We start from the raw sequence: 15,818 nt of genomic DNA on the forward strand, positions 1-15,818 counted from the left end.
CCATCTGCGCGGGCGCTACGCCGGCAACGCCGCGACGGTGGCCGCGACAAAACCGTCGGGGTTGTCCAGCATGATGTTGTGGCCGCTGTCCGGCACGGCGACCACCCGCACGCCGGCGTCGGTCAGTGCGCGCGCTCCGACCGGTTCGTCGTCGGCGGGGTGGAGGTAGGTGCGCGGCACCGGCAGTTCGAGCAGCAGCTCACGGATGGTGGGGGTGCTGGCGCGACCGAGGTGTACTGCCGTGCGGTAGAGCGCCTCCGGACCAGTAAGCCGCATCGTCGCCGCCCAGGCTGCGCCGACTCGGGTGAGTGTCTCGGATCGACCGGCGCCGCGGACGAACTGCTCCTCGGTGTAGCGGGCTCCGAGACCGACGCCCGGAGGCTGCGGGTCGAGGGTGGCGTGTACGAGAACCAGTGCGGAGACAAGGTGCGGGTGCCGGGCGGCCAGCACGATGGCGACGGCGCCACCCATGCTGTGGGCGATCACCTCGGCGGCCCTGACGCCGGCTGCGGTGAGCGCGGCAGCGGCGAGGTCGGCGTGCTCCTCGAGCGTGTACGAGGCGTCGGCCGGCCGGTCGCTGATGCCGTGCCCGAGCAGATCCATCAGCAGGCTGCGCCGTCCGGCGAGCGCGGGGTTGGTGGCCACCGCCGCGTAGTACGCCGGTGAGGAGGCACCGAGCCCGTGCAGGTAGACCCGGGTGGGTTCGGCACCGGGAAGTTCGACCCAGCGGATCGTCGTGCCATCTGGTCGGACCTGGGCGCCCCGCATCACGTACCTCCTCAGCCGATACCTCGTGTTCGAGGTATTCCGTTGCCGAGGTAAGTTAGCACGGTGTTGGAGTTCGCGATATTGGGCTTCCTGGCCGACGCTCCGCTGCACGGGTACGAGCTACGCAAGCGGGTGGCTGCGCTCACCGGCCACGTCCGGCCGATCGCGGACGGGACGCTGTACCCGACGATCAAGCGGATGGAACGCGCGGGCCTGCTGCGCCGGGACGTGCAGGCCGGCCAGGTGGCGGCACCACGGCACGTGCTGATCCTGAGCCCGGCCGGGCAGGCGGAGTTGCTGCGTCAGCTCCGCGCACCTGACGAGCTCTTCATCACCGACGAGAACCGCTGGTTCACACTGCTGGCCTTCCTGGGTCATCTCGACGACCCGGCAGCTCAAGCGGCCGTCCTGCACCGCCGGCTCGACTTCCTCACCCAGCCGGCGAGCTTCTTCTGGGACGGCGACCGACCGCTGCGCGCTGACGACTTTCCCCACGACCCCTTCCGTCGAGGACTGTTTCGCATCGCCACCGCCACCAGCCGTACGGAGATCGCCTGGCTGCGAGAAATGCTGACCTCGCTCGCGCGGTAGCTCAGGCCGGCACGAGGACGGCCTCGCGGAGCAACCGGCGGGCCAGGGTGATTCGGTCGGCGTCGTCGGGCAGGCCGGGCAGGTCACCGACCCGGGTGACCGCGCCGGTGAGCAGCGCGCGGGCGGCCGTCTCGCAGGCCACGGGCAGGGTGATGGTGCGGTCGAAGAGCCGCAGCGTCACGGTGTCCGACCCGTCGGGCACGAGCTGCCAACGCAGACCGGTCCGCAGGGTGAGCCGGGAGTCGGCGTCCAGTGTGGCCAGCGCGTCGGCCTGGGCGAGCGGTCGGATCGGCGCCGGCCGGGCGGCCGGCCAGGCCCGCTGGCGCAGCCGCGCGGCGACCGCGCCCGGGTCGGCGCGCAGCAGCCAGTCCCGCAACGCCTCCACCGTCTCGGTCAGCTCCGGCTCGATGGCGTCCGGGTCGGCGACGTCGGTGCCGAACGGCAGGCTGGCCCGCAGCCGCTGGTCCTCGGCGGCCAGCGCCAACAGCTCCTCGACCAGGGCGTAGCGGGTGAGCGCGCGGATGCCCACGGTCAGGTGCAGCGAGCTGGCGTCCTGCGCCTGCGCGCTGTGCAGCCACCCCCGGGGCAGGTAGAGGGCGTCACCGGGGGCGAGCACCACGTCCAGCGCGGCCGGACCCTGCGCGGTGGCGCCGACCTCGTCGGCACGGCCACCCCACTGCTGCTTCTCCAGCGGGTCGGGCAGCACCGGCGGGTGGATCCGCCAGTGTTTGCGGCCGTCGACCTGGAGCACGAACACGTCGTGGGTGTCGTAGTGGGTGGCGAAGCCCTGGCTGCCGGCCGGCGTCAGGTATGCGTTGATCTGCAACGGCTGGTTGAGCGCGAGGCCCAGGTCGCGGGCGAAGTCGATGAGCGGCGGCCAGAGCCGGTGCAGCCCCTGCAACACCAGGGTGGCCCCGGACGCGTACTGCTCCAGGACCCGCTCGTCGAGCACCTGGTCGCCGATCTCGGCGCCCGCGCCGCCACCGCCGGTCCAGCGCGACGCCGCGACCAACTGGCCGTCCTTGGCCACGCGCAGGAACGGGGTACGCAGACCGCGGCGACTCAGCAGTTCGTCGGCGTCGGCGGGGCTGAGCAGGTCGGTGAAGCCGGACGGGTCGGGCAGGTCGGCGGCGCGTGACAGCAGCGGGGTGTGCCCCCAGTGCGCGGCGGCGAACTTGGCCGGTTCGACCGAGACGCAGCGGGCCAAGGCGGCGGTGGCCTGGGCGGACGGAACCGCCGGGCGGCCGTGGTGGCCGCCCGGCGGGTCGAGGAACGTCATGGCGTGCCGCTACCGGGCGCTGCCGTCGGCGCCACCGTCCTGCTGACCCGGGGTGGCACCACCGTCAGCGGGACCCTCCGCGCCGCCGTCAGCACCACCGTCCTGCTGACCCGGGGTCGCACCGCCATCGGCGGGACCCTCCGCGCCGCCGTCAGCACCACCGTCGTGCTGACCCGGGGTCGCACCACCGTCGGCGGGACCCTCCGCGCCGCCATCGGCGCCACCGTCGTGCTGACCGGGGGTCGCACCACCGTCGGCCGGGCCCTCCACGCCGCCGCCGCCGGTGGTCTGCATGTCGTCATCGTTGAGTGCCATCGGTACTCCCTCGGGTGTGCCGCCCCCGCCGTGCGCCGGGGTCCGTCGTGCTGCGGGTGGTACCCCACGCGCGATCTTCTCTAACCCTCACCGTAGACGCCGAACCGGGGCGACACGGGCGGTTCACTCGCGGCGGCGGAGAGTGCCGGGATGGCGTGGGCCTCCGATGACCGAGCCCGCCCGACGGCGGTCGGGCGGGCTCGCGGCGTCAGGCGGTCACGGCATCATCACCGCGAGATCCTTGGGCATGGTGTCCTTCACGTCCTGCCACTCGCCCTGGGTGACGTGGCGGCGCAGGGTGTCCAGCACCACCTGCGTCACCCGCTCCGGACCACCCTCCGCGTCGTACGGGAAGCCCTGCCGCACCTCGTAGAGGAAGTCGTCGCGGTTGAGCTTGATCGGCACGTCCGACGGCACCCAGCCGTCGAAGTAGATGCCCCGGACCAGCACCGGCAACTGCTGCGCGAACTCCACGCTCTCGTCCACCGGCAGCCGGTCGCGCAGCAGGTGCAGCACCGTGCGCAGGGCCGCGTACGACTGGTTGCGTCGCTCCTTCGGCCAACCGTAGGCGTCCTCGATGTCCTTGAGAATGATGTTCGTCTTGTCCAGCGAGGACTCGAACGCCGAGATCATCGAGTCAGCCATTGGTCGACCCCCGTTCCGTGGTGTCCCACCGTCGGTCATCGGCGCGGCGCGGCGGCCCCGCCGGCCCACGGCGGGCCCGCACCGGGCTGCCCTGCGGGGCTCGCCGGATGTTGTCGGCCGAGCCGACCACGTGCAGGACGGCACCACGCCGTCGATCCGTCACCAGTCGAACCGTCATCCCCGTCACCTCCGTGTCGTCTCCGGCGTCGACCGTCCGCGGACGGCCGTACCCACCGCGTCCACCCTCGCCGCGGGGCGGGTGATGCGGCACCACCCGAATCGGGTGAGGTCAGTCCCCGTCGAGGAGACCGGCGAGGGTCTTCGCGTTGGTCTGCGCATAGTCGCGGTAGCAGTTGTTCATGAGAACGTGGGTCTGCCCGGCCTCGTCGGCCAGCTCGCGCAACTTCGGCGCCCAGTCGGCCAACTCCCGCTTGGAGTAGTGGTAGCCGAACTTCTCGTGGATGTCCTTGCTGGTCCACTTGTCGCTGTGGCCGTGGAAACGCATCACCGCGAGGTCCGCGGTGGCGGCCAGCACCGGGGGCAGCGACGAGCGGTGGCCCTGCGGCATGTCCACGCACACGTACGGCAGGTGGTGCTCGCGCAGGAAGGCCAGGGTCTCGTCGGCGTTGTCGCCGTCGAACCAGGAGGCGTGCCGGAACTCGTACACCGGGCGCAGGGGCGCGCAGCGCTTTGCCACCTCCAGCAGGTACTGCTTGTTGGCCCGCTTGATGGTGAACCAGGGCGGGAACTGGAACAGCAGCGCGCCCAGTTTGCCGGCCTCGACCAGCGGGTCCAACGCGGACAGGAAGCGCGTCCACACCTCCTCGTACGACTGCGCGGGCAGGTCGTCGGGGTAGACGTTCTTCTTGTCGGTCTCGGGGCGCAGGTCCTTGTAGAGCGCGCTGACCCGGGTGGGGTGCCCGGTGAGCAGGCTGAACGCCTTGATGTTGAAGGTGAAGCCTGCCGGGGTGCGCTCGGCCCACAGCCGGGCGGTCGCCTCGGCCGGCGGCGAGTAGTAGGTGGCGTCCACTTCGACGAGTGGGAACTGCCGGGCGTAGTACGCCAACCGCTTCTCCGGGGTGTCAGCGGTCTGCGGGTACCACCCCGAGTCCAGCAGTGTGCGGTCGGTCCAGGACGCGGTGCCCACCAGGATGTCACCCATTGGTGCAGTCCATCGCGTCGCGGACCGACCGGCAACCGCTGGCGTGGCTCAGGCCGCCCGCCGCTCGCGCGTCTGCTTGCATGTCACGCACGTGGTGGCGGACGGGAAGATCTCCAACCGCTCCACCGGGATCGCCGCCGAGCAGCCCTCGCACCAGCCGTAGGTACCCTCCTCGAGCCGGCCGAGGGCGTGCTCGTACTGGGCGCGGCGGTCGAGGATGGTGCGCAACAGGGACTGGGCGGTGTCCCGCTCGGCCGTCTTGGTGCCGCTGTCGGCCTGGTCGTCGCCGGCGGTGTCGCCGACCTCCACCAGCCGCAGCACCTGGCTCTGGAGCACCGCCTGGTCGTACTCGCCGGTCAGTTCGTCGTAGCGCGCCTGGAGCGACTGCCGGATCTGGTCGATCTCCGTTTGGGACCGGGTCGTACCGACCGTGTCGTGGACGAGCATCGCTGCCTGCCTTTCTGGGCCTCTGCCTCAAGGTGAACCGGATGCCGGCGGCACGGGGCCTCGGTCACGGTCGCGTTCGGTGCGCGGGCGATCACCCGCGCTCTGTGAGCCGGGCGAGTACCCGCCCGATCAGCCGCGCAAACCGACAGATTCTCGGTTGTTGTCAGCCGTCCTGGTCGGGCTCCACGAGCGCCGGTCGGCGGGGGTCGTCGGCGCGTACCACCACGTCGGCGAAGCTCGCCGGGACGACCTCCTCGGTGTACCTGTCGAAGGCCGGCAGCGCCCACTCCTGGGCTGCTTCGGTACGCCGGCGCAGCGCCGCCGGGGACAGCTCCAGGTGGACGGTCACGTCGAAGGGCAGGCCGCCGCCGAGCAGCAGGGGGCCGCTGACCAGGACGACGCCGCCGGGTGCCAGGTCGACGTAGCGGGCGCGGCTGGCCCGGTCGGCGTCGGCGTCCCAGAGCGACGGGAGCAGTCGGCCGCTGCCGCCCGGACCGGCCGGGTCCAGCACCTCGCGGCGCAGCCCGGCCTCGTCGACCCAGGCCTCGTAGAAGGAGTCCGGGTTGGTGCGGCCCAACTCGAAGCGCAGCGACGCCGGGCGGAGGAAGTCGGTGGCGCGGACGTGCAGCACCGGGTGGCCCTGGGCGCGCAGTGGGTCGACGAGCGCCGCGGCCAGTGCGTCGGCGCCGGCGGCGGGAGCGCCGTCCACTGCCACCCGTAGCCGCGCGGGCCCGGCGGCGGCGGTCGCGGCGCGGGTGGCCGCGTCGGCCAGCCGACCGGTCAGCTCGGTGACGAGCAGGTCGGGCGAGATGGGGCGGATGCGCACCGGACCATCCTGCCCCGCGTCGGGTGGCTCGGCGACGCCGGTCAGCCGGTGCGGTCGATGGTGACCCGGGCGTCGTCGGCCAGCCGGTAGCCGACGCCGTAGACGGTGGTGACCAGCGGAACGTCCACGCCGACCTTGCCGCGCAGCCGACGCACGTGCACGTCGACGGTACGCACGCCGGCGTGCTCGTAGCCCCAGACGGCGTTGAGCAGTTGCAGCCGGGTGAACACCCGGCGCGGGTGCGCGACCAGGTGCAGCAGCAGGTCGAACTCCAGCCGGGTCAACGGCAGCGGCTCGTCGTCGCGCAGCACCGACCGCGACGAGGCGAGGATGTGCAGGGCGGGAATGGTCGGGCTGATCGGGCGGGCCGCCGACCGGGCGGCGGGCGTCTGGTCGGGGCGGCGCTCGGCCGGGACCGAACCGATGATCACGCCTTCGCCCCGTTCCAGCATCTCCCGGGCGGCCTCGAGCAGCCGCCGTGCCGCCGGGGTCAGCGACTCCTCACAGGCCAGCGGGATGGACAGCGTCACGGTGAGCACGGGCGCGGCGGTGTTCGCCGGGCGACGCTGCCCGCCGGGAGGTCGACCGGGCACCGCGGGCTGGGACGTATGCCATCCGGCGCGCGACGAGGCGGGGCTGACCGACATGGTCCTCCTTGGGCTGGTCCGGGTATCTCCCCACGGCCCGGGACGCCGCTTCATCGATGCTTCCCGGCGCTTGGGCGAGGGTCAAGAGGCGGCTGCGTTGCATGAATGTGACAATTGACGAACACATCGGAGCCAGATGCTCGCTCTGCGTACGAGGCCTGATGATTACAGCAGAGTCGCCGAGATGCCCCGATACGGGGGTCCCCGACCGGTTCACCAGGCCGGTCACATGCCGCCGGACCAGCGCTCAGCCGCTGTGGTCCACGCTGATCGCTGCCTCGTCGGCCAGCCGGTAACCGACCCCGTAGACCGTGGTGATCACCTCGGAGCCGGCCAGCTTGGCGCGCAGCCGGCGGACGTGCACGTCCACCGTCCGGGCCACCGCGTGCTCGTAGCCCCAGACGCTGGAGAGCAGTTGCAGGCGCGTGAAGACCCGGCGCGGCCGCTCGGCCAGGAACAGCAGCAGCTCGTACTCGATGCGGGTCAGCGCGATGACGTGGTCGCCCCGGCGGACCGTCCGCGACCCGGCCAGGATGCGGACGTGGTCCGCGTCGGCGGACGGCTCGGGGGTGGCGGGGAGTGGGACCGGGTGCGGCCCCGGTGCGGCACGCAGTTGCCCCTCCCCCGATTCGGCCAGCTCACCGAGCAGCTGCACCAGCCGGGCCAGCCGCGGGCTCAACGGCCCCGGGGCGAGGTCGAGGGTGATGGTCAGGGTCGGGCCGGTGCGCGGGCGGGCCGGGCGTACCCCCGGGTGGCGGCGGGTGGGGATGGCGACGACGGACATGGTGCCTCCTGAGTGGCGGTGGGCCGCCACGCCGGGTGTGGCGTGACGGTCAGCGGCGCGTCCGGCCGGCGTTGACCGGGGACGCGTGGGGTGCGCGGTGGTGCAGGGGGGTCGGGCCGAGGGCGGGCAGGCCGGCGATCCGCCAGGCCGCGAACCCGCCGACCACGTCGGTGGCCCGGTGCAGGCCGACGTCCTGCAACGCGGCGGCGGCCAGCGACGAGGTGTAGCCCTCCTGGCAGAGGATCACCACCGGTACGTCGTAGTCGACGGCCTGCGGCAGCCGGGCCGGGCAGCGGGGGTCGAAGCGCCACTCCAGCACGTTGCGCTCGACGATGAGCGAGCCCGGCACCACGCCGTGCGCGGCCCGCTGGGCGGCCGGGCGGATGTCGACCAGCAGCGCACCGCTCCGGTACGCCAGGTGCGCCCGCTCCGGGTCCAGCCGGCGCAGCCGGGCCCGGGCGGCGGCCAGGATCTCGTCGATGCCCCGGGAGCCCGGCGGAGGCACGGGGGCGGGACAGTGCTCGGCGGTCATCTGCATTCTCGGTTCCTTCCGGTGACAGGGGATCTCGGTGCGCCGACCTACCAGGACCGGCCGGCCTCGGCGACCTCGGCGACCCGCAGCCGACCGTCCAGCAGGTGGTAGCGGGTCATGCGCAGCAGTGCCGGTCGGTAGACGTGCACGCTGACCGCCGGGTCCGCGCCCCGGTTGGTCACCTGGTGCACGTGCCGGGGGCCGAAGCGCCGGCCGGCACCGGCGGACAGCAGTCGGGGGCGGAGCCGGCCGGCGCTGACGGTCTGCTCGGTGAGCACGCCGGCGACCACCCGGAACGCTCCGGAGGAGCCGCCGTGGTCGTGCAGGTCGGTGCCCTGCCCGGGCAGCCAGCTCAGCGCCCACACCTCGTGCTCGTCGCTGACGGCGAGGCGGGCGTACCAGCGCTCGGCGGGGTCGAACCGCAGCGCCACCGGCCAGCCGGCCGGGTCGGCCCACCCGGCGGCAACGGTGAGCAGGTCGGGCTCCGGACGGTGGTGCGTCATGGCGGTTCCTCGCGGGTCGTTCGGCGGGGTGCCCTCGTACTCTAGACGGCAAAGCCTATAGGTTTAGTAGGTAATTCCGCCTGTTGGGACGCCCGGTCAGCCCCACGGGTCGGTCAGCGCAGCACCGGCGGGTCCACCCGGTAGCCCGGCAGCGACGGCCACCGCACTGTCAACACCACCGACGCGCGCTCGGCGAACCAGGAATGGTCCACCCCACGAGCCCACACCACGTAGTCGCCCGGGGCGGCCAGCCGTACCGTCCGGTCCGGCAGCTCCACCCGGAAACACCCCTCGACGAGGACGAGCAGCGTGGTGCGCAGCTCGCCGGTCGCCCACCGCGACCGCGCCTGCCCGGGCGGATGCACACCCCACTTCACCTCGACATCGGTGCTGTGCCGGATCTCCCCCGGCGGCGCGAAATGCCCGAGCAGCCAACCGGCGTTGGTGGCGCCGTCGACACCCGCGTTGCCCACGTACACCGTCTCACCCATCGGATCCCTCCCCAGCGCGCCGGCCGAGCAACCTATCAGCAGCGGTACGACTAACCTGGGGCGGTGACCGAGGACCTCGACGCCGAGACGCTGGCGTTCGCGCACCGGATGTTCGACCTGGCCCGGGCCGGCTCCACCGACGAACTGGCGGCACAACTCGACGCCGGCCTGCCGGTCAACCTCACCAACGACAAGGGCGACACGCTGCTCATCCTCGCCGCGTACCATTCCCACCCGGACACGGTGGCCGCTCTGCTCAGCCGCGGCGCCGACCACACCCGGGCCAACGACCGGGGTCAGACCGCGCTGGCCGCGGCGGTCTTCCGCAGCAGCACCGAAGCGGTCCGCGCGCTGCTCGCCGCCGGCGCCGACCCGGCACACGGCAACCCGTCGGCCCTCGAAACCGCGCGCTTCTTCGACCTACCGGACATGACCGAGCTGCTGCGCGTCGGCTGACACCGGCCCGGCCTGGCGGTATACAGGGTCGGTGGAAGATCCCCTGCCGGAGCAGATGCGGGCCGCCGGCACCGCGCTGCTGACCGCGCTCGACCCCGCCGCCCGCGAGCGCGCCGTGCACTCGTTCGACGACGAGGCGGCCCGCCGCTGGCTGGAATACCGGCCCCGACCCCGACCGGGCGTCTGCCTCGCCGACCTCGACGTCACCGCCCGCAAGGCCGCACACCGGCTGCTGGCCACCGCGCTCAGCCCCTCGGCGTACGCGCAGGCCATGGCCATCATCTCCCTGGAGGAGGTGCTGGACCGGGCCGAGGGCTGGCAGCGCGGGCGGCACAGCGCCGACTACTGGGTGGCCGTGTTCGGCGACCCGGCGCGTGACGACCGCTGGGCGTGGCGACTCGAAGGCCACCACCTGTCGGTGAACATGACAGTGGTGGACGGTCAGGTCTCCCCCGCGCCGATCTTCTTCGGCGCCAACCCGGCCGCCGTCCGCTACGCCGGCCGGCCGGTCTCCCGCCCACTGGGCGTCGAGGAGGACCTGGCCCGCGCCCTGCTCGACGCGCTGGGCCCGGCCGAACGGGCCGCCGCCATCATCGCCGACGAGGCGCCGGCGGACATCATCAGCGCCACCCGTGGGCGCGTCGACGGGCCGCTGGAGCCGCTCGGCGTACCGGCGCACCGGCTCGGACCGACCGGCCGCGCGCTGCTCGACCAGGTGGTCGCCCTCTACCTCGACCGGCTGCCGCCCGAGCTGGCCATCCGGGAGGCGACCCGACTGGACGCCGGCGCGCTGCACTTCGCCTGGGCCGGCCCGACCCAACCCGGGCGGCGGCACTACTACCGGGTGCAGGGCGACGACCTGCTGATCGAGTACGACAACACCACAGCGGACGGCAACCACGCGCACACCGTGCTGCGCCGCCCCGCCAGCGACTTCGGCGCCGACGTCCTGGCCACCCACCACCAAACCCACCCGCACTAACGCCCCCCGGCCCCCGCGCCCCCACCCCTACTCCCGCCGATCTTGCAGTTTCGGTGGTCGGTCTGCCCGGGTGAGTGGCTTTTGCGGCGACCGAAAGTGCAAGATCGGTGCATGTCCAGGGGGAGGTCAGGGGCGGGTGGCCTCGATGAGGAAACGGTGGGCGTGGGCGACGAAGGGGCCCTCGTCGACTATGCGGCGGTGCAGGTTGGCCAGGGGTGCGCGGTAGCGGTCGACAGTGAACCCGGGCACCGTCCAGATCACCTTGCGCAGGAACCAGACCACCGCGCCGATGTCGGCGAAGGTCGCCCGCAGGGTGGCCCGCCGCAGGTCGACCACCCGCAGGCCAGCGGCCTCGGCAGCGGCGGCCGCCTGCTCGGGGTGGCGCTGCGTCGGCGGCGGCAACGGCCCGAGCATCGCCTCACTCAGCTCCCGCATGGTGCCGGCCCCGATCTGCTGCGACAGGAACGTTCCGCCCGGCCGCAGCACCCGGGCCGTCTGCACCCAGTCGGTACGCACCGGATGCCGACTGACCACCAGGTCGAACGAGGCGTCGCGAAACGGCAGCGGCCCCTCCGGCGCGACCGCCACCACCGACGCACCGATCCGACGCAGGGTCCCTCGGGCGACCTCGACGTTCGGCGGCCACGCCTCGGTCGCCGTCAGCAGCTTCGGTCGACGCGGCACCTCGGCGAGCACCTCCCCGCCGCCGGTGTCCACGTCCAGTGCCGCATCGGCGTACGCCATCCGGTCGGCGACGAGCCGGGCGTACCCCCACGGTGGACGTTCCTCGGTGGCCCGGCCGGCCAGCCAACCGAAGCCCCAACCATCGACGGGCGCCGCGGCGGCCTCCGCTATCAGGTCCTCGGCGTCACGCTCGACAGTCATGGCGCTCAGCCTCGCGGCCGGTCACCCGGGCGGCAACCCATTTGCCGCCGGCCGGGCGGGGCGTCGGCGGTGGCTCAGCCGAGACCGAGCTCGTGCTCTTCGAGGGCGGCCTGCAGGATGTCGAGCGCCTTCGGACCCATGCCGTGCAGCCTGGCCAGATCCGCCCGGGGTACGCCCGCGAGCTGACGCAACGCGGTGTAGCCGGCGCCGTGCAGAGCCCGGGTGGCCGGCGCACCGATCTTCGGCAGCGTGTCCAGCGAGGAGGTCATCGGCGGATGGTAGACCGCCGACCGCCCGGATGCTCGACCCCGGTGCGGGCGACTCGACGCCATGCGGGCAACTCGACGCCATGCGGGTGATCAGCGGCCCGGCTCACGCGCCCGGCGGTCCTGGCAGGCGGTCGGGTCAGGGGCGGGCGATCTCGCCGGTGGAGCCGGCGAGCGCGTCCAGGCCGCCAGCCTCGACACGGCCGCTGTCGAACTGACGCATCAGCCGGGCGCCCAGGTGCACGCCGACCCCGCCGACGGCCAACGCGACCAGCTCGGTGACCAGGATCGCGACCGACGCGCCGCGCTGCGGGGAATGTGACCGGACCAGGCAGGTGAGCAGGAACATGGCGGCCATCACCGCGTTCACCAGGTTGAACGCGACGGCGGTGCGGCGGGTACGGTCACCCGGCACGTCCCACAGGTCGACCATGCCGGCCACGGCGGTCAGCGCGGCAGCGACGAGCGCGGCGATGCCCGTCCAGTAGCCGACCTCGCCGAAGAACGCGGGCCCGCCGACGACGTCGGTGAGGTCGAAGACGGTGGCACTGACGAACAGCCCGAGCGGGAACGTCACCAGCATCGGTTGGATCGGATGCCCCTGCACCCGCAGCCGGCTCTGCATCGGTCCTCCCCCGGGTCGGCGCAGCTCACCTGACCAGAGTGCTACCCGGGGTCGGTCGAGACGAAACGAAACGGTCCGACTCGCCGCTGACCGGACGAACGGACACCACCCGCCCTGATCCACTCGCGTTTCAGGAAACCGCGCCATCCGGGCGGCCGGGACACCCCGCCATCCGGACTGATCCACTCGGCTTTCAGGAAACCGCGCCGTCCCACCGGCCCGGACACCCCGACTTTAAGAAACGCGAGTCGATCACGCGGGGACCGCGCGGAACGCGGGGACCGCGCGGAACGCGGGGACCGCGCGGAACGCGGGGACCGCGCGGGACGGCGGGCGGGGTGGTCAGGTGTCGCGTGAGCGGGAGACCGTCCGGACCAGCCGTTCGGCCACCTCACGCAGCGGTATGTCCAGTGATGACGCGGCCGTCCGCAGCACGTCGAGGGCCTCGGCTGGCGGGCAACCGCGCTGCGTCATGATCACGCCGACGGCCTGGCCGACCACTCCGTCCTGCAGGAGCGAGGCGTCCCGTTCGCTGGCGAGGGTGAGCTGCCGGCTGCGGTCGCGGACGGCGGCGAGCAGCAGTCCGGCGTGTTCGGCGAGCAGCATCGCGGTCAACTGGTGTTGCGGGGTCAACATGTCCGGCGCGGCGGCGTACAGGTTGATCGCGCCGATGACCTGGTCGTCGATGTCGACCGGCGCGGAGATCACCCCGCGTACGCCGAGGTCGCGGGCGCGCGCCGTCCAGGCCGGCCAGCGGGGCTCACCGTCCAGGTCGGCGGCGAGGATCATCTCGCGGCGGCGGATCGCGCTCATCGCCGGCGAATCCGGATCGTGTCGCAGGTCGTCGAGCCCGGCCAGTCCTTCGTCGGAGGCGGCCACCCCGGCCGGCTCGCCGGCCCGCAGCGCGGTGAACCCGCACCAGCGCACCCCGGCGACGGCGTCCCGGGTGACCCGGACCAGGGCCAGCAGAGCCTCATCAAAGTCGGTCAGGGCGATCAGCCCGGCGGTCAGCTCCCGTAACAGCGCGGCTGCTTCCAGGACGCCGAGGGTCTGCACCACCGGTTCCCGCGTGTCGAGGTTCACCGGTGTGCAGCCTCCGTGCCGTCTCGCGCCTGCCCGGCACGCATCGTCACCTGTGTCATCGTCTGCTCTCTCCCGACTCGACCGACCAGCCCTACTACCCTAGGAAACCTGGGTCGAAACGGCGTAAATCGGGGCCCCTGCCGCGCCTGAAGGCGCAACAGGGGCCCCGGACGTCCGGTAACTCAGCGCGAGGTGCCGCTGAGCCGCCGACCGATCGACGCGATCAGGCGGTCCAGCTCCGACCCGAACGGGTTGTCGTGCACCAGGTACGTCCACGTGGCGGTGGGCCGGACCAGGGTGCCGTCGTCGGGCTGCCAGTCCTCATCGAATTCGGTCTCGTTGAAGGTGGCGATGGTGCGGGCCTCGATCTCCGGGATCAGGTCGTTGAACGCGGGCACCGCCGCCCGGTGGAACTCGTCCAGCGGGTCGAGCCGGCCCAGGGCGCGCAGGTGCACGCCCTCACGGACCTCCGACAGCTCGGCCAGGTGCTCGGCCCAGAGCCGGTCGAGGTGGTAGAGCGCGATCGACCGCGCGGCACGGGCGAGCAGGTCCTCGTCCATCTCGCCGGCCTTCTCGGGCTCCTTCTCGAGCAGCATCACCGCTGCCACGTCGCTGGTCAGCAGTCGCTCCCGGCGCGCGGCGAGGGCCTTGCGCTGCTGCTCGATCACCACGCTGTATCGCCAGGTGTTGCGGTGGATCTCGTGGTTGACGCCCTCGGCGACCCGCTGGGCGTGCTCCACCGCGTAGTCGACCTGGTCGTCGGTCACCAGGCCGTCGGCGTTCATCCGCGGCGAGGCCGGCACCGAGTCGGCGGCGTGCCGGACCACGAGGTCGTCCTCCAGGCTGACGAAGAAGACCGAGCCACCTGGGTCGCCCTGCCGGCCGGCCCGGCCGCGCAGCTGGTCGTCCACCCGGCGGCTGTCGTGCCGGCCGCTGCCGATCACGTAGAGCCCGCCCAGCTCGACGACCCGTTCCTGGTCGCTCTGGTCGCTGCCGCCGAGCCGGATGTCGACGCCCCGGCCGGCCATCTGGGTGGAGACGGTGACCGCGCCGTACGCGCCGGCCTCGGCGATGATCGCCGCCTCCTCGTCGTCGTTCTTGGCGTTCAGCACGACGCAGGGCACCCCGGCGGCGTTCAGCCCGGCGGCCAGCCCTTCGGACTCCTTGACGTCCAGGGTGCCGACCAGCACCGGCCGCCCCTTGGCGTGCGCGCGCTGGATCTCGTCGACGAGCGCCTCGTCCTTCTCGGCCCGGGTGGCGTAGATGCGGTCCGGCTCGTCCTCACGGATACACGGGGTGTTCGGCGGGATCACCGCGACCTCGAGGTTGAAGAACTCCCGCAGCTGGTCGCCGACGTGCACGGCGGTGGCGGTCATCCCGCACACCTTCGGGTAGAGCGCGATGTACGCCTGCATGGCGATGGTGCCGAGCACCTCGCCCTCGGCGGTGGCGTCCAGCCCCTCCTTGGCCTCGACAGCGGCCTGGAGGCCGTCCGGCCAGCGGCGGCGCTGGGCCACCCGGCCGCGCATCTCGTCGACCAGCTCGACGGTGCCGTCCCGGACGATGTAGTCCACGTCGCGGTGCAGCAGGGCGTGCGCGTGCAGCGCCACGTTGACAGCGGAGAGCTGCGCGACGTGCTCCTCGTCGTACAGGTCGATGCCGAGCTTGGCCTCGATGGCGGCGAGGCCGGCGGAGGTGAACGCCACGCTCCGCCCGTCCTCGGCGACCGTGTAGTGCTTGCCCTTGCGCAGGCCACGGACCAGCGCGGCGGCGGCGTGCACCGGGTCCTGCTCGCCCGGCACCGCGCCGGCCAGGACCATCGGCACCCGGGCCTCGTCGATCATGATCGAGTCGGCCTCGTCGACGATGGCGGTGCTCAGCGCGGGCTGCACCCGGTCTTCCACGTCGGTGACCAGCTGGTCGCGCAGGTAGTCGAAGCCCGCCTCGCTGACCGACACGTAGGTGACGTCGCAGGCGTACGCGTCGCGCCGCTCCTGCGGGGTGGACGCCTCGTTGACCCAGCCGACGGTGAGGCCGAGCAGGGTGTAGACCGGCTCCATCCACTGGGCGTCGCGGCGGGCCAGGTAGTCGTTGATGGTGAGCACGTGCACCGGGCCGTTGCCGAGCCGCACGTGCCCGTACGCGGCGATCGTGGCGGTCAGTGTCTTGCCCTCACCGGTGGCCATTTCGGCGACCTTGCCGGAGAGCAGCGACATCGCGCCGAGCAGCTGCACGTCGTACGGCCGCTGGTCGAGGCCACGGCGGGCGGCCTCGCGGCCGACGGCGCAGATCTCCTCGTAGTCGGCGGCGACGCCCGCGGCCTGGGTCAGCTCGGCGTCGTCGAGCGCGGCGAGGTCAGCCTCGCGCGCCTCGATCGCCGGGAGCAGTTTCTCCAGCGGAGCAAGATCCACGGTCGAGCCGGGGCGCTGGAGGAACCGCCGGAACTTGCTCTTGAACCGTTGAGACACACCCATGAGCGGCAACGGTACGCGATTCGGGGCACCGTGTGCGGCCCGGCCGCCCGGCAAGTC

At 72.8% G+C, this 15,818-nt stretch carries 21 protein-coding genes; 3 read left to right on the forward strand and 18 right to left on the reverse strand.

Features of this window, described 5'->3' with window-relative positions:
- Positions 1-15: 15 nt before the first annotated feature.
- The gene (locus QCZ28_RS09640) at positions 16-768 is read right to left on the reverse strand and encodes an alpha/beta fold hydrolase (RefSeq protein ID WP_279516258.1); all 753 of its coding nucleotides are present in this window, start codon (positions 766-768) and stop codon (positions 16-18) included.
- A gap of 63 nt (positions 769-831) precedes the next feature.
- Here QCZ28_RS09640 and QCZ28_RS09645 point away from each other — a divergent pair, with 63 nt between their 5' ends.
- Positions 832-1,359 (forward strand): PadR family transcriptional regulator, encoded by a 528-nt coding sequence (locus QCZ28_RS09645; protein ID WP_279516259.1) that lies wholly within the window; start codon positions 832-834, stop codon positions 1,357-1,359.
- Between the two features lies 1 nt (position 1,360).
- On the opposite strand, the gene QCZ28_RS09650 is transcribed toward QCZ28_RS09645, so the two are convergent.
- From QCZ28_RS09650 to QCZ28_RS09705, 12 genes are all read right to left on the reverse strand, one after another.
- On the reverse strand, positions 1,361-2,638 hold the full coding sequence (locus tag QCZ28_RS09650) for a cupin domain-containing protein (RefSeq protein ID WP_279516260.1): 1,278 nt from the start codon (positions 2,636-2,638) through the stop codon (positions 1,361-1,363).
- Positions 2,639-2,647: 9 nt separating this feature from the next.
- The gene (locus tag QCZ28_RS09655) at positions 2,648-2,953 is read right to left on the reverse strand and encodes a hypothetical protein (RefSeq protein ID WP_279516261.1); all 306 of its coding nucleotides are present in this window, start codon (positions 2,951-2,953) and stop codon (positions 2,648-2,650) included.
- Positions 2,954-3,169: 216 nt separating this feature from the next.
- Entirely contained in the window at positions 3,170-3,598 is a 429-nt protein-coding gene (locus QCZ28_RS09660) for a DUF2267 domain-containing protein (RefSeq protein WP_279516262.1), read from the reverse strand.
- Positions 3,591-3,776 carry a hypothetical protein gene (locus QCZ28_RS09665; protein ID WP_279516263.1) on the reverse strand — a complete coding sequence of 62 codons (186 nt, stop codon included), beginning with the start codon at positions 3,774-3,776 and terminating at the stop codon, positions 3,591-3,593. Before QCZ28_RS09665 ends, QCZ28_RS09660 begins: the two co-directional genes overlap by 8 nt.
- Before the next feature lie 111 nt (positions 3,777-3,887).
- A complete protein-coding gene (locus QCZ28_RS09670; RefSeq protein ID WP_279516264.1) occupies positions 3,888-4,760 on the reverse strand; it encodes a DUF72 domain-containing protein in 873 nt (290 codons plus the stop codon).
- Between the two features lie 48 nt (positions 4,761-4,808).
- Positions 4,809-5,207 (reverse strand): TraR/DksA C4-type zinc finger protein, encoded by a 399-nt coding sequence (locus QCZ28_RS09675; RefSeq protein ID WP_030332729.1) that lies wholly within the window; start codon positions 5,205-5,207, stop codon positions 4,809-4,811.
- A 163-nt stretch (positions 5,208-5,370) separates the two neighbouring features.
- Positions 5,371-6,033, reverse strand: coding sequence for a uridine kinase (locus QCZ28_RS09680; protein ID WP_279516265.1), 663 nt, complete (start codon positions 6,031-6,033; stop codon positions 5,371-5,373).
- A gap of 41 nt (positions 6,034-6,074) precedes the next feature.
- Entirely contained in the window at positions 6,075-6,680 is a 606-nt protein-coding gene (locus QCZ28_RS09685; RefSeq protein WP_279516266.1) for a winged helix-turn-helix domain-containing protein, read from the reverse strand.
- Between the two features lie 247 nt (positions 6,681-6,927).
- The gene (locus QCZ28_RS09690) at positions 6,928-7,464 is read right to left on the reverse strand and encodes a winged helix-turn-helix domain-containing protein (protein WP_279516267.1); all 537 of its coding nucleotides are present in this window, start codon (positions 7,462-7,464) and stop codon (positions 6,928-6,930) included.
- A 49-nt stretch (positions 7,465-7,513) separates the two neighbouring features.
- Positions 7,514-7,996, reverse strand: a complete 483-nt coding sequence (locus QCZ28_RS09695) for a rhodanese-like domain-containing protein (RefSeq protein ID WP_167337307.1) — start codon at positions 7,994-7,996, stop codon at positions 7,514-7,516.
- A gap of 47 nt (positions 7,997-8,043) precedes the next feature.
- Positions 8,044-8,499 carry a cysteine dioxygenase family protein gene (locus tag QCZ28_RS09700; protein ID WP_279516268.1) on the reverse strand — a complete coding sequence of 152 codons (456 nt, stop codon included), beginning with the start codon at positions 8,497-8,499 and terminating at the stop codon, positions 8,044-8,046.
- Between the two features lie 113 nt (positions 8,500-8,612).
- A complete protein-coding gene (locus QCZ28_RS09705) occupies positions 8,613-8,990 on the reverse strand; it encodes a signal peptidase I (RefSeq protein WP_279516269.1) in 378 nt (125 codons plus the stop codon).
- Between the two features lie 63 nt (positions 8,991-9,053).
- Here QCZ28_RS09705 and QCZ28_RS09710 point away from each other — a divergent pair, with 63 nt between their 5' ends.
- Complete coding sequence (locus QCZ28_RS09710; RefSeq protein ID WP_279516270.1) at positions 9,054-9,446, forward strand: ankyrin repeat domain-containing protein; 393 nt, start codon at positions 9,054-9,056, stop codon at positions 9,444-9,446.
- A 31-nt stretch (positions 9,447-9,477) separates the two neighbouring features.
- Complete coding sequence (locus QCZ28_RS09715) at positions 9,478-10,428, forward strand: DUF3500 domain-containing protein (RefSeq protein ID WP_279516271.1); 951 nt, start codon at positions 9,478-9,480, stop codon at positions 10,426-10,428.
- A 126-nt stretch (positions 10,429-10,554) separates the two neighbouring features.
- Here the strand turns inward: QCZ28_RS09715 and QCZ28_RS09720 are convergent, their stop codons facing one another.
- From QCZ28_RS09720 to secA2, 5 genes are all read right to left on the reverse strand, one after another.
- A complete protein-coding gene (locus tag QCZ28_RS09720) occupies positions 10,555-11,313 on the reverse strand; it encodes a class I SAM-dependent methyltransferase (RefSeq protein WP_279516272.1) in 759 nt (252 codons plus the stop codon).
- A gap of 74 nt (positions 11,314-11,387) precedes the next feature.
- On the reverse strand, positions 11,388-11,582 hold the full coding sequence (locus QCZ28_RS09725; RefSeq protein ID WP_279516273.1) for a helix-hairpin-helix domain-containing protein: 195 nt from the start codon (positions 11,580-11,582) through the stop codon (positions 11,388-11,390).
- A 136-nt stretch (positions 11,583-11,718) separates the two neighbouring features.
- Positions 11,719-12,204: a DUF2231 domain-containing protein gene (locus tag QCZ28_RS09730; protein WP_030332709.1), complete on the reverse strand. Its 486-nt coding sequence runs from the start codon at positions 12,202-12,204 to the stop codon at positions 11,719-11,721.
- 342 nt (positions 12,205-12,546) lie between these two features.
- Positions 12,547-13,287 carry a GAF and ANTAR domain-containing protein gene (locus QCZ28_RS09735; RefSeq protein ID WP_279516274.1) on the reverse strand — a complete coding sequence of 247 codons (741 nt, stop codon included), beginning with the start codon at positions 13,285-13,287 and terminating at the stop codon, positions 12,547-12,549.
- Positions 13,288-13,469: 182 nt separating this feature from the next.
- On the reverse strand, positions 13,470-15,761 hold the full coding sequence (secA2, locus tag QCZ28_RS09740; protein ID WP_279516275.1) for an accessory Sec system translocase SecA2: 2,292 nt from the start codon (positions 15,759-15,761) through the stop codon (positions 13,470-13,472).
- Positions 15,762-15,818 lie beyond the last annotated feature (57 nt).

Source organism: Micromonospora sp. DH14 (genome assembly GCF_029809455.1).
GTDB lineage: Bacteria > Actinomycetota > Actinomycetes > Mycobacteriales > Micromonosporaceae > Micromonospora > Micromonospora parva.

What these genes read in the sequence shown, in the direction of transcription:
- QCZ28_RS09640 (WP_279516258.1), bottom strand. Translation starts at nt 768, where the DNA reads ATGCGGGGCGCCCAGGTCCGACCAGATGGCACGACGATCCGCTGGGTC.
- QCZ28_RS09650 (WP_279516260.1), bottom strand. Translation starts at nt 2,638, where the DNA reads ATGACGTTCCTCGACCCGCCGGGCGGCCACCACGGCCGCCCGGCGGTT.
- QCZ28_RS09655 (WP_279516261.1), bottom strand. Translation starts at nt 2,953, where the DNA reads ATGGCACTCAACGATGACGACATGCAGACCACCGGCGGCGGCGGCGTG.
- QCZ28_RS09660 (WP_279516262.1), bottom strand. Translation starts at nt 3,598, where the DNA reads ATGGCTGACTCGATGATCTCGGCGTTCGAGTCCTCGCTGGACAAGACG.
- QCZ28_RS09665 (WP_279516263.1), bottom strand. Translation starts at nt 3,776, where the DNA reads ATGACGGTTCGACTGGTGACGGATCGACGGCGTGGTGCCGTCCTGCAC.
- QCZ28_RS09670 (WP_279516264.1), bottom strand. Translation starts at nt 4,760, where the DNA reads ATGGGTGACATCCTGGTGGGCACCGCGTCCTGGACCGACCGCACACTG.
- QCZ28_RS09675 (WP_030332729.1), bottom strand. Translation starts at nt 5,207, where the DNA reads ATGCTCGTCCACGACACGGTCGGTACGACCCGGTCCCAAACGGAGATC.
- QCZ28_RS09685 (WP_279516266.1), bottom strand. Translation starts at nt 6,680, where the DNA reads ATGTCGGTCAGCCCCGCCTCGTCGCGCGCCGGATGGCATACGTCCCAG.
- QCZ28_RS09690 (WP_279516267.1), bottom strand. Translation starts at nt 7,464, where the DNA reads ATGTCCGTCGTCGCCATCCCCACCCGCCGCCACCCGGGGGTACGCCCG.
- QCZ28_RS09695 (WP_167337307.1), bottom strand. Translation starts at nt 7,996, where the DNA reads ATGACCGCCGAGCACTGTCCCGCCCCCGTGCCTCCGCCGGGCTCCCGG.
- QCZ28_RS09700 (WP_279516268.1), bottom strand. Translation starts at nt 8,499, where the DNA reads ATGACGCACCACCGTCCGGAGCCCGACCTGCTCACCGTTGCCGCCGGG.
- QCZ28_RS09705 (WP_279516269.1), bottom strand. Translation starts at nt 8,990, where the DNA reads ATGGGTGAGACGGTGTACGTGGGCAACGCGGGTGTCGACGGCGCCACC.
- QCZ28_RS09720 (WP_279516272.1), bottom strand. Translation starts at nt 11,313, where the DNA reads ATGACTGTCGAGCGTGACGCCGAGGACCTGATAGCGGAGGCCGCCGCG.
- QCZ28_RS09725 (WP_279516273.1), bottom strand. Translation starts at nt 11,582, where the DNA reads ATGACCTCCTCGCTGGACACGCTGCCGAAGATCGGTGCGCCGGCCACC.
- QCZ28_RS09730 (WP_030332709.1), bottom strand. Translation starts at nt 12,204, where the DNA reads ATGCAGAGCCGGCTGCGGGTGCAGGGGCATCCGATCCAACCGATGCTG.
- secA2 (WP_279516275.1), bottom strand. Translation starts at nt 15,761, where the DNA reads ATGGGTGTGTCTCAACGGTTCAAGAGCAAGTTCCGGCGGTTCCTCCAG.